Genomic DNA, 11,457 nt, shown 5'->3' with positions numbered 1-11,457 from the left:
GGGGCCGACGCGGGTGTCAACGTGATTCGCTCACCCCTTTCGGAGGGGTGGTCGGCGGTGCCCGTGATAATCCCTTTGGTGCGTTATCGACCTTTTTCCGTGTCGCCCGGCGGCCCGTTCACCGTTCCTCTCGCGGGTCCACGGTCGTCAGCGCGTCGATCGGGTCGTACGCGGGTGTGCCCCGGGGCCACCAGTCCTCGTCGCCCGGTTCCGATTCGTACGCGTACCACAAGCCGTCCTGGCCGTAACGGAGTTGGATGTGGCCGGCCGGGTGGGTGAGGTGGTTGCGCCAGGGGCGGAAGGCGGGGCGGCCCGTGGACAGGAGGAGGGGGCGGGCCCGGTCGAAGCGGCCCGCGGGCGGGTCCCAGGGGTCCTCCAGGACCGCGAGGCCGTCAAGACCGCCCTGGCGCCAGGCGGCGACCGCGCGGGCGAGATCGCCGGAGGTGCGGCCGGTGGCGGTGGCGAGGGAGGAGTACAGGGCGCGGGTCGCGGCGGTGAGACCGGAACCGGGGCGGGCGGCGGCCAGCCGTACGGCGTCCTGCCACAGGGTGAATCCGCCGACCGGATCCTCCCCGGTCGCGAGCAGCGCGTGCGCGCGGGCGGCGGCGTCGGTGGCGAGCTGGTCCAGCGCGAAGGCGTCCGGCCCGCCGGGGACGGACGGGTACGCCGGGGGCTGCTCCGGGTGCGGCGGCACGGGCAACGGTGCGGGCGGGGGCGGGAGTTGACCGCGCCGCACGATCGCCTCGGCGGCGCGTACGCCCGGCAGGTCCTCGGCCTCCCCGTCCCGCGCGGCGCGGGCCGCGTGCGCGGCGCTGCGGCGGGCCAGCGTGTCCAGCAGGTCGCGTTCACCCCGGCCGCGCAGCAGGAGCAGCACGAACGGGTCGGCGTCCAGCAGGCGCGCGGTCTGATAGCAGAGCGCCGCCGCGTGCTTGCAGGGATGCCCCCGGTCCGGACAGCTGCACTGCGGCTCCAGCTCCCCCGCCACCGGCAGCAACGGCACCCCGCACTCCGCCGCCAGCGCCGGCGGGACCTCCCTGTCGAGCAGCGCGGCGATCTGGCCCGGCCGCTCCACCGCCGCCCCCACGAACCGCTCCCAGTCGTCCTCCGCCCACGTCCGCAACCTGACCTGCACCCGGTACGGCCGCGCCCGGCCCCCCTGCACATACGCCAGCACCGACCCCGGCGTCACCGTGATCGCGTCGACCCGCCCCTCCTGCGCATACCCCCGCCCCCGCAGCAACCGCCCCCCGTCCAACGCCCCACCCTCCAGCGCGCCGATCCACGCCTCCCCCCACCAGGTCCGCGCGAAGGGACCGTCCTGCGTGGGAAGCGCGGGAAAGGTACGCCGAAGGTCCCCGTCCCGGGAGGGGGAGGCCATGGTGCGGGGGATGTACGGGGGTTGGGGGGCGCGGGGTTCGGAGGGGGGCTGGGGGGAGGCGTGCGGGGCGGCCGAGGGCCCCTCCGGACAGGCGGAGGGCTGCTGTGCGGCTGAGAGCCGAGGCCGGTCGGAGTCCGGGGCTGTGAGGCCGGCCGAAGCCCGGGGCGAATCCTGCGCCGCCGCCGAGCCACCGGCCCTGGGCGAATCCAGCGCCGCCGCCGAGCCACCGGCCCTGGGCGAGTCCGGCGCCGAGGCCGAACCGTCAGTCGTGGGCAAGTCGCGCGTCGAAGCCGGGTCGCCGCCCTCAGGCAACTCGCGCGCCTGCACCGGGCCGCCGTCCGCTGCGACCGGGTCCCGGTCTGCGGCCGTCCTCCCAGAGCTCGCCCGGTGCGACGCCCCCGCGCGTGGAACCGATGCCGAACTCGGCTCCCCGGCAACGTCCGACGCGAGTGGGCCCGCCCACGGCAGTGCTGTCACGCCGGTCTCGTCAGCGGTGGGCAGCCCCTCCGCGGGCAGGCTCCCCTCCTCGTCCACCCGACGCTCCAGTTCCCCGCTGTCCGGCTCCCCCTCGTCCCCTTCGTCTCCCGAGGGCATCCGGAAAGCCCCGTCCAGCCAGCTCTTCAGATCCCGCGCCCGCTCACCCGTAACGGAGTTCCCGGACACGGCCCCGCCTCGCGCCTCTGTATCCGGCCCCGCACCACCCCTCACCGGTTTCCGTCGCCCCTGATCCGCCGCCTCGCTCTCCTCCCGCATCCGCGCCCGCGCGGCCCGCAGCGCCTCCCGCGCGGCAGCGGCGGGCCGGGGGACGGCAGCAGGATCCGCAGCCGGGCCGGCGGAGCCGGTGTCAGGGGTCGCCGAACCCTCGCGCGCACCGGCCGACGCCTCTCCCGCAGCTTCGCCCGCACCGGCCAAGCGCCGCCCCTCCCCCGAGGCAGCCTCTCCCACGGAACCCCGCACACCGGCAGCGGCCCCCTCACCGGCACCGCCCTCTCCCCCGGCAGCCCCCCTCCGCGCCGCCAACGCCTCACGCAACGCCGCCCGAGCCGCGTCCCCGGGCCGGGCCCCCCGCTCACCGCCTCCTGAGACCCCCCGCAGCCCCTCGCCGACGCCGGGCGCCGCCGCCCTCGACCCGGCGTCCACGCCCATGCCCGCGCCCGCCTGGGCCTCCTCGCCACCTTCCTGGTCCGAACCCGCCACAGCACCCCGCTGCGGACTCTCCGCGCCTCCCCTCACCGAAGCGTCTCCGGCGCCCCGCGCCGAACCCTCAGCGTCAGCCCGCGCAGAACCCTCCTCTCCACCCCCCGTCCAACCCGCCACAACCGCCCCCACGCTCAACACCTCCGCGCTCCCGTCCGTCTCCCCGTCCTCGACGCGAACCCCCCGCGCCTCCCGCAGCGCGCGCCGGGCCGTCTCCGCCGGGCTCGTCCGCTCCTCCATCAGCCCTCCCTCCGCAGCGACACGAGGTCGGACAGCTCGCGGTCCGTGAGTTCCGTGAGGGCCGCCTCCCCCGTCCCGAGGATGGAGTCCGCGAGGGCCCGCTTGCTCTCCAGCATCTCGGCGATCCGGTCCTCGACGGTGCCTTCGGTGATGAGCCGGTGGACCTGGACGGGCTGGGTCTGCCCGATGCGGTACGCACGGTCGGTGGCCTGTTCCTCGACCGCGGGGTTCCACCACCGGTCGACGTGGATGACATGCCCCGCGCGCGTGAGGTTGAGCCCGGTCCCGGCGGCCTTGAGGGAGAGGACGAGGACAGGCGTGGCGCCCTCCTGGAACCGGTCGACCATGCGCTCGCGCTCGACGACGGGCGTACCGCCGTGCAGCAGTTCGACGGGCACCGCGCGGGCGGCGAGGTGCGCGGTGACGAGGCGGGCCATCCCGACGTACTGCGTGAAGACGATGGCGGAGCCGTCCTCGGCGAGGACCGTGTCGAGCAGCTCGTCGAGGAGGGCGAGTTTCCCGGAGCGCCCGGGGGCGCCGGGGTCTTCCTTGAGGTAGAGCGCGGGGTGGTCGCAGATCTGCTTGAGCGCCCCGAGGAGCTTGAGGACGAGGCCCCGCCGGGCCATGCCGTCGGACATCTCGATGGCGAGCATCGACTCGCGGACGACGGCCTCGTACAGCGCGGCCTGTTCACGGCTGAGCGGCACGGGGTGGTCGGTCTCGGTCTTGGGCGGGAGTTCGGGGACGATCCCGGGATCGGACTTGCGGCGCCGCAGCAGGAAGGGCCGCACGAGGCGGGCGAGGCGCTCGACGGCCTCCGCGTCCTCGCCGTTCTCGACGGCGCGCGCGTGCCGGGAGCGGAACGCCTTGAGGGGGCCGAGGAGTCCGGGGGTCGTCCAGTCGAGGAGCGCCCACAGTTCGGAGAGGTTGTTCTCGACGGGGGTGCCGGTGAGCGCCACGCGCGCGGGCGCGGGGATGGTCCGCAGGGCTTTGGCGGTCGCGGAGTGGGGGTTCTTCACGTGCTGCGCCTCGTCGGCGACGACCATGCCCCAGGGCCGGTCGGCGAGGGCGGTCGCGGCGGAGCGCAGGGTGCCGTAGGTGGTGAGGACGAAGCCGCCGGTGAGGCCGTCGAGGCTGCGGTCGGGCCCGTGGAAGCGGCGGACGGGCGTGCCGGGGGCGAACTTGCCGATCTCGCGCTGCCAGTTGCCGAGGAGGGAGGCGGGGCAGACGACGAGGGTGGGTTCGGGGCGGGCGCGCTTGAGGTGGAGGGCGATGAGGGTGACGGTCTTGCCGAGGCCCATGTCGTCGGCGAGGCAGCCGCCGAGGCCCAGGGAGGTCATCAGGTCCAGCCAGGCGAGGCCCCTGAGCTGGTAGTCGCGCAGGGTGGCGTTCAGCGCGGCGGGCGGTTCGGCAGGCTGTACGCCGGCGGTGAGGCGGTCGCGGAGGGCGGCCAGCGCGCCGACGGGGACGGCCTCGACGCTCTCGCCGTCGATGTCGGCGGTGCCGGTGAGGGCGACGGACAGGGCGTCGACGGGGTCGAGGAGGCCGAGTTCGCGTTTGCGGGCCTTGCGGACCAGCTCCGGGTCGACGACGACCCACTGGTCGCGCAGCCGGACGACGGGGCGGTGGGCCTCGGCCAGGGCGTCCATCTCGGCTTCGGTGAGGGGATCGCCGGCGAGCGCCAACTGCCAGTGGAACGTGAGGAGTTCCTCGCTCTCGAAGAAGCCCGTGCCGTCCGTGGCCGAGCCGGGGGCGGAGCGGACGACGGCGGTGGCGGTGAGGTCCTGGGCGAGGTCGCGGGGCCAGTGGACGGCGACTCCGGCCTGCGCGAGCCGGGTCGCCGCGCGGCCGAGCAGGTCGGTCACCTCCTCCTCGGTGAGGGCGAGCGCGTCCGGCGCGTCCCGCTCGGTGAGGCGGGCCAGCGGGGGCCAGACGCGCGCGGCCCGCCGTACGGCGAGGGCGGCGTCGACGCGTGCGCGGGGGCCGAACGCGTCCTCGGCGGCGCCGGACCACAGGGCCGCCGCGTCGGTCACGAGGGTCGGGTCGGCGAGGCTGTGGACCTGGACGATGGCGGCTCCGGCGCGGGCGGCGTCCTCGCTGTCGTCGAACAGGGCGGCCGCGGAGAGGTCGAGGCGCAGTGAGATCCGTACGCCCGCGTCCCGCCCGGCGGCGACCTCGGCGGCCCAGTCGCGGGCGCCGGGGAGGCGCTGGGGGCGCTGGTCGGCGAAGGGGCGGCCGACGGTGTGGGGGGCGGCGGGGGTGCGCGGGAGGGTGTCGGCGACGGCGTCCAGGAAGGCGCGCACCAGCGGTTCGGGGTCGGGCAGGCGCAGGGGGCCGGGTCCGGGGAGCGGTACCGCGTGGCCCTCGTACGGGAGGGCGGCGGCAATCGCGCGCAGGTGTGCGAGGTCCTCGGGGTCGAGGGGGCCCGCGCGCCAGGCGTCGTCCCCGGCGGGGGTCAGGCCGGGCAGGAGCCTCCCGCGCGCGACGAGCCGCAGGGCGTGCAGGGCGGCGGCGCCCCAGCAGGCGGTGGCGGGGTGGGCGGCGGGGTCGCGGCGGGCGCGCACCAGGACGGGCAGGGCGCGCTCCAGGGGCAGCGTCAGCGCCGGGGTCTGCCGGCGGCGGGCGGCCGAGGCGCCGTGCGGCCGTACGACCGTCAAGTCCGTGACGTCACCCGCGGGCAGCGGGCCGTCCGCCGGGTCCCAGAAGGCGATACGGCCGGCGCGGGGCAGCGGCGCGGGCAGGAAGACGGCCGCGAGCCGCGCGGGTACCTCCATCACCTGCTCGTCCATGCGTTTCGTCCACCTCCGCCCGTGTCGGGGATCCGGTCGTCTTCGACTCTACGGGCGGGGTCTGACAATCGGTCCCGGCGACCGGCGGGGGCGGCCGGCCAGGGGGGCTCAGGGGCTGGTGCGGGAGACCACGTACACGAACGGGTTGCCGGCGTTCCAGGTGTTCACGACGATGTCCAGGGTCGGCTTGGGGTTCTTCTGCTCCTTGACCAGGCCGAGGTTGTCGCCGGGGCGGGCGCCGGGGCCGGTGAAGTCCCAGCCGGTGATGCCCTGGTCGCGCTCGTTGACGGCGATCTCGCCCTTGACGAGGTCGGCGCGGGTGAGTCCGAGGTCGGCGAGGAACTCGTCGAGTCCGGCGTTCGTCGTCTGGAACTGGACGTACAGGCGGCTGGTGCGCCAGTTGTTGGTCTCGTAGTAGGCGACGTTGACCGAGGGGTGCGGCACCGGCACCTCGTACAGGCGGCGCTGCACCTTCGACGGCCAGCCCTTGCTGAGGCCGGTCGCCGAGTACTTCGCCTCCTTGTCCTTGCCGCTGTCCCGGCTCTGCGCGGCGGAGATCACCAGGTAGCCGGCCGGGACCCCGATCAGCAGCACGATGATCAGCAGGGTGAGCGCCCTGCGCCGGATCACGTGCCCGCGCGCCTCCGGGGGGCGCGAGGGTTCGTCCGGGGGCGCCGCCTGCCGGGGCAGCGCCGCGGTCACGCCGTGTCCTGCGTACGGCGCGTCTCGGCGAACCGCTCGTAGCGCTCGTAGCGCTCCACCCGGCGCCGCTTGGCACGCCGGAAGCGGCGGGCCACCAGGCGGGCCAGGTCGGCGGCGCCCACCATGCCGGCCTCGGGGCCGAGCTGCGCGCGCACGATGCGCGCCTCGGGGCGGTAGCCGCGGCCGGTCAGCTGGCGCTTGAACGCGTCCCGCGCGGGCGCGATGAGCAGGTCGTCGGCGGCCGAGACGCCGCCGCCGATCACGAAGCAGGACGGGTCGAGGGCGGCGGCCAGGTTGGCGATGCCGACGCCGAGCCACTGGCCGATGTCCTGGAGCAGTTCGACGCACATCGCGTCGCCGTCGCGCGCCAGTTCCGTGATCATCGGGCCGGTGATGTCGTCGATCTGGCCCTTGACGTGCTCGATGATCCCGTACGCGACCGGCGAGTCCGCCGCCGCCAGCTCCTTCGCCTCGCGCACGAGCGCGTTGCCGGAGCTGTACTGCTCCCAGCAGCCGCGGTTGCCGCAGGGGCAGCGGTGGCCGCCGGGGACGACCTGCATGTGCCCGAACTCGCCGGCGACGCCGTACTTGCCGCGCTTGACCTGGCCGTCCTCCAGGATCGCGCCGCCGATGCCGGTGCCCAGCGTGATCATCACGAGGTGGTCCTCGCCGCGGCCCGCGCCGAACCGCCACTCCGCCCAGGCGGCCGTGTTGGCGTCGTTGTCCACCAGCACCGGGACCGAGAGGCGGCCCGAGAGGCGGTCGCGCAGGGGCTCGTTGCGCCACGACAGGTGCGGGGCGAACAGGACGCGGTTGCGGTCGGCGTCGACCCAGCCGGCCGCGCCGATGCCGACGGCGTGGACGTCGTGGCGGTCCGAGAGGTCCAGGACCAGTTCGACGATCGTGTCCTCGACGACCTTCGGGCTCTTCGACTTGTCCGGGGTCTCCGTGCGGAGCTTCTCCAGGATGTTGCCGTCGGCGTCGACCACGCCCGCCATGACCTTGGTGCCGCCGATGTCGATGCCGACCGTCGGGACGCGCGGCGCCGTCAGGTGTGAGCGGCGCTCGCGGGTGCCGACGGTGCGCAGGACCGGGGCTCGGCGGGAGCCGATGGGGGCGGTGAAGGTGCCGTAGGTGCTCATCGGGCTTGATTCTGCCGCACGGCGCGTTGGGACGCCGAGCGGGGCGGGGGGTGGGGGATCTGTGCGTTGCCGGGTGCGGGTGCGTGGTGGCTGGTCGCGCCCTCGCGGCGGAGCCGCACATCGATACGGCCCCGCGCCCCTTAGCGGCGTTGCAGCTCGTGGCGTAGAGCGTCCAGCTCTGTTCCGCCCGCCATCTGCCTGGTCAGTTCGTCCAGGCTGATGTCGTCGCGAGCATGGTTTCCGACCATTGTTCCGCGCTTCAGCAGGACGAATCTGTCTCCCACCATGTACGCGTGGTGGGGATTGTGGGTGATGAAGACCACGCCCAGGCCCTCGTCCCTCGCCGCCGCCACGTACTTGAGGACCACGCCCGACTGTTTGACGCCCAGCGCCGCTGTGGGCTCGTCCAGGACCAGGACCTTCGCGCCGAAGTGGACCGCCCTGGCGATGGCCACGCACTGGCGTTCGCCGCCCGACAACGTACCGATGGGTTGATCAACGTCTCTCAGGTCGATGCCCATGCGGAGCAGTTCCGTGTGGGTCGTGCGGCGCATGAGGTCCGTGTCGAGGCGTTTGAAGGGGCCCTTGCCGATGCGGGGCTCGGAGCCGAGGAAGAAGTTGCGCCAGACCGGCATGAGGCCGACGACGGCGAGGTCCTGGTAGACGGTGGCGATGCCGCGGTCGAGGGCGTCGCGGGGGGAGGTCAGGCGGGTTGATTCACCGTCAATGTTGAGTGTGCCGCCGTCGTGTTGATGCAGTCCGGCGATGATCTTGATCAATGTTGACTTGCCAGCGCCGTTGTCGCCGAGCACGCAGGTGATCTCGCCCGCGTTGACGGCGAGCGAGACGCCCTCCAGCGCGCGGATGTTGCCGTAGTGCTTGCTGACGTCGGCCAGTTCGACGAGGGTCACTTGGTCGCCTCCGCGCGCTTGCGGACCCACGCGTTGAGGAGGGTCGCGAGGAGCAGCATCGCTCCGAGGAAGAACTTGAACCAGTCGGGGTTCCACTCGGCGAAGACGATGCCCTTGCTGGTCATGCCGAAGATAAGCGCTCCGACCGCCGAGCCGACGGCGCTGCCGTAGCCGCCGGTGATGAGGCAGCCGCCGATGACGGCCGCGATGATGTAGATCAGCTCGTTGCCGACGCCCTCGCCGGACTGGACGACGTCATAGCTGAACAGCAGGTGCTGACCGGAGATCCAGGCTCCGAAGGCGACGCCCATGTAGAGGCCGATCTTCGTGCGGACGACCGGTACGCCCACCGCGCGGGCGGCGTCCTGGTTGCCGCCGACGGCGAAGATCCAGTTGCCCGCGCGGGTGCGCAGCAGGATCCAGGAGGCGAGGGCGACGAGGCCGAACCACCACAGGATGGTGACCTTGAAGTCGACGCCCCCGATCGTGAACGTGGAGGCGAAGAGGTCCTGGGCGGAGGGGAAGCCCTCCATGTCGGCGATGCTCTTGGTGGACACCGTGTCGTCGATCAACTTGGTCAAGCCGAGATTCAACCCGGTCAACATCAGGAACGTGCCGAGCGTGACGATGAAGCTGGGCAGCCCGGTGCGGGTGAGCACGAACCCGTTGAACGCGCCGATCGCGAGCGTGACCAGCAGGGACACGCCGACGCCGACCCAGACGTTGGCCGTCATCTGGTAGCTGAACATGGACGAGACCAACGCCGACGACGTCACCATGACGCCCGCCGACAGGTCGAACTCGCCGCCGATCATCAGCAGGGCGACGGGGACGGCCATGATGCCGATCGTCGAGGACGCGTACAGGACGGTGGACAGGCTCGCGGCGCGCAGGAAGCTGTCGGCGGTGACCGCGAAGAACACGAACACGGCGACCGCGCCGACGACCGAGCCCAGTTCGGGCCGGCCGAGGAGGCGGCGCAGCGGCGAGGTCTCCAGGAGGCGTTCGTCGGTGGTGGTGGTCATCGGGTGCCCCGCTCGGTGTACCGGGCGAGGCGGGCCGCCTGGTCCTTGGTGATGATCTGGGGGCCGGTCAGGACGGGCTTGCCGCCGCCGAGGACGTCGTCGTTGTATCGATACAGCCAGAGCAGGTCGACGGACTCGTAGCCCTGGAGGTAGGGCTGCTGGTCGACGGCGAAGCCGAGGGAGCCGTTCGCGAGGCCCGCGGCGACCTTGGCGTTGAGGTCGAAGGTGTCGATCTCGGCCTTGCTGCCGGCGCCCTGCTTCGCCTTGACGGCGGTGTCGGCGTACGGCGCCCCGAGGGTGACGACGGCGTCGACCGAGGTGTCGGCCTGGAGCTTGGCCTCGATGGCGGACTGCACGTCGGGCATGTTGGTGCCGGTGACGTACAGGTTCTGGACGTCACCGGTGAACGTCTTGGCTACGCCCGCGCAGCGCTGTTCGTGGCCGACGTTGCCCTGTTCGTGCAGGACGCAGACGGCCTTCTTCTTCCCGCGCTTGTTCAGCTCCTCGCCGACGGCCTCGCCGGCGACGGTCTCGTCCTGGCCGATGTGTGTGAGCGCGCCGAACGCCTCGGACTCGGCGGAGCCGGAGTTGACGGTGATGACGGGGATGCCGGCCTTCACCGCGCGCGCGACGGAGGCTTTCAGGGCGTCCGGCTTGGCGAGGGTGACGATGATGCCGTCGACCTTCTTGTCGACGGCCGCGTCGACGAGCTGGGCCTGCTGCTGGGCCTCGTCGTCGTGGGAGTACAGGAAGTTGATGTTGTCCTTGACGGCGGCCTGCTTGGCGCCGTTCTGGACGATGTCCCAGAAGGTGTCCCCGTCGCCGGAGTGGGTGATCATCGCGAAGGTCCAGCGGGGCGTGTCCACCGCCGCCTTCCCCTGGGCCGAAGCGGCCTTGCGGGCGTCCTCCGCGCGCTTGCCGCCGGTGCTGCTGCATCCCGCGAGGGACACGCACAGCGCCCCCGCCACCGCGATCCCTGCCCAGGTCCGAAACCGTGCCACGAGGCCGTGCCCTTCTTGCCGTCTTGCCGTGCTCTGTCGTACGTCCGCGCCGGTGACCGCTCACCGGACGCAAACGCCCCAGTATCGAACACGGGTCTCACCAGGCGCGCGGCCGGGGACCGCGACTCGGTCGCATTGTCCGGACATCAGGACGGATGCCCCTTCCGACACGCGCGCGGGAGACACGAAAAGGGGGCACACGGACGGGGGCACGAAAAGGCCCGCGCGGATCGTCCCGCACGGGCCCCTGCGGCTGCGGCGCCCTCAGGGCCGTACGAGGAGCTGGAACTCGAAGGAGTAGCGGCTGGGGCGGTAGATGTGGTCGCCGAACTCGACCGCGCGGCCGGTGTCGTCGAAGGTGGTGCGCTGCATGGTGAGCAGGGGGGCGCCCTCGGGTTCGGCGAGGCGGTCGGCCTCGGGGGCGCTCGCCGCGCGGGCGCCGATGGACTGGCGGGCGCTGTGCAGGGTGATCCCGGCGGCGCGCATGAGCCGGTAGAGGCCGGTGGCCTCCAGCTGGCCGGTGTCGAGGTCGAGGAGTCCCGGGGGCAGGTGGTTGCAGAGGTAGGCCATCGGCTCGCCGTGCGCGAGGCGCAGGCGTTCGACGCGCTGGACCTCGCTGCCCTCGGCGACCCCGAGGGCGGCGGCGACCTCGGCGGTGGCGGGGACGGCCGTGTTGACCAGGACGGTCGTCGCGGGGCGCTGGCCGGCCGCCTCCAGGTCGTCGTAGAGGCTGCTCAGTTCGAGGGGCCGCTTGACCTGGCTGTGCACGACCTGGGTGCCGACGCCCCGGCGGCGTACGAGGAGCCCTTTGTCGACGAGGGACTGGATGGCCTGGCGGACGGTCGGGCGGGACAGGCCGAGGCGCCCGGCGAGTTCGATCTCGTTGCCGAGGAGGCTGCCGGGAGTGAGCGAGCCGTGCTCGATGGCCGCCTCCAGCTGCTGGGACAACTGGAAGTACAACGGCACCGGAGAGCTTCTGTCCACGCGGAGTTCGAGCTGCACGGTCGGGTCCACTTCTGGTTTCGGCACGGCCCGAGCGTAGCCGTGGGGTCCGTCGACGGGAAGTTGCCCC

Annotated in this window: 8 protein-coding genes; all 8 read right to left on the bottom strand. The window is 73.3% G+C overall.

The window, feature by feature from the left end:
- Window positions 1–118: 118 nt before the first annotated feature.
- Window positions 119–1,972 (bottom strand): SWIM zinc finger family protein, encoded by a 1,854-nt coding sequence (locus ACLZOT_RS17790; protein WP_416970065.1) that lies wholly within the window; start codon window positions 1,970–1,972, stop codon window positions 119–121.
- Between the two features lie 842 nt (window positions 1,973–2,814).
- Complete coding sequence (locus ACLZOT_RS17785; RefSeq protein WP_416969916.1) at window positions 2,815–5,604, bottom strand: SNF2-related protein; 2,790 nt, start codon at window positions 5,602–5,604, stop codon at window positions 2,815–2,817.
- Between the two features lie 108 nt (window positions 5,605–5,712).
- Window positions 5,713–6,306 carry a sugar kinase gene (locus tag ACLZOT_RS17780; protein WP_416969915.1) on the bottom strand — a complete coding sequence of 198 codons (594 nt, stop codon included), beginning with the start codon at window positions 6,304–6,306 and terminating at the stop codon, window positions 5,713–5,715.
- Window positions 6,303–7,448, bottom strand: a complete 1,146-nt coding sequence (locus tag ACLZOT_RS17775) for an ROK family glucokinase (protein WP_355863000.1) — start codon at window positions 7,446–7,448, stop codon at window positions 6,303–6,305. The genes ACLZOT_RS17780 and ACLZOT_RS17775 overlap by 4 nt, the downstream gene beginning before the upstream one ends.
- A gap of 140 nt (window positions 7,449–7,588) precedes the next feature.
- The gene (locus ACLZOT_RS17770; protein ID WP_416969914.1) at window positions 7,589–8,359 is read right to left on the bottom strand and encodes an ATP-binding cassette domain-containing protein; all 771 of its coding nucleotides are present in this window, start codon (window positions 8,357–8,359) and stop codon (window positions 7,589–7,591) included.
- Window positions 8,356–9,384 (bottom strand): ABC transporter permease, encoded by a 1,029-nt coding sequence (locus tag ACLZOT_RS17765; RefSeq protein WP_416969913.1) that lies wholly within the window; start codon window positions 9,382–9,384, stop codon window positions 8,356–8,358. The genes ACLZOT_RS17770 and ACLZOT_RS17765 overlap by 4 nt, the downstream gene beginning before the upstream one ends.
- Window positions 9,381–10,385 carry a sugar ABC transporter substrate-binding protein gene (locus ACLZOT_RS17760; protein WP_416969912.1) on the bottom strand — a complete coding sequence of 335 codons (1,005 nt, stop codon included), beginning with the start codon at window positions 10,383–10,385 and terminating at the stop codon, window positions 9,381–9,383. The genes ACLZOT_RS17765 and ACLZOT_RS17760 overlap by 4 nt, the downstream gene beginning before the upstream one ends.
- A gap of 264 nt (window positions 10,386–10,649) precedes the next feature.
- On the bottom strand, window positions 10,650–11,387 hold the full coding sequence (locus ACLZOT_RS17755; RefSeq protein WP_416970064.1) for a GntR family transcriptional regulator: 738 nt from the start codon (window positions 11,385–11,387) through the stop codon (window positions 10,650–10,652).
- Window positions 11,388–11,457: the final 70 nt, after the last annotated feature.

Origin of the sequence: Streptomyces sp. 4F14 (assembly GCF_048159485.1) — a bacterium.
Classification (GTDB): domain Bacteria; phylum Actinomycetota; class Actinomycetes; order Streptomycetales; family Streptomycetaceae; genus Streptomyces.
Note: the sequence above shows the minus strand (reverse complement) of the source record. Positions and strands in the feature narration are given on the sequence as shown.

Coding starts and splice junctions, on each gene's coding strand:
- ACLZOT_RS17790 (WP_416970065.1), bottom strand. CDS start 1,972: ATGCCCTCGGGAGACGAAGGGGACGAGGGGGAGCCGGACAGCGGGGAA.
- ACLZOT_RS17785 (WP_416969916.1), bottom strand. CDS start 5,604: ATGGACGAGCAGGTGATGGAGGTACCCGCGCGGCTCGCGGCCGTCTTC.
- ACLZOT_RS17775 (WP_355863000.1), bottom strand. CDS start 7,448: ATGAGCACCTACGGCACCTTCACCGCCCCCATCGGCTCCCGCCGAGCC.
- ACLZOT_RS17765 (WP_416969913.1), bottom strand. CDS start 9,384: ATGACCACCACCACCGACGAACGCCTCCTGGAGACCTCGCCGCTGCGC.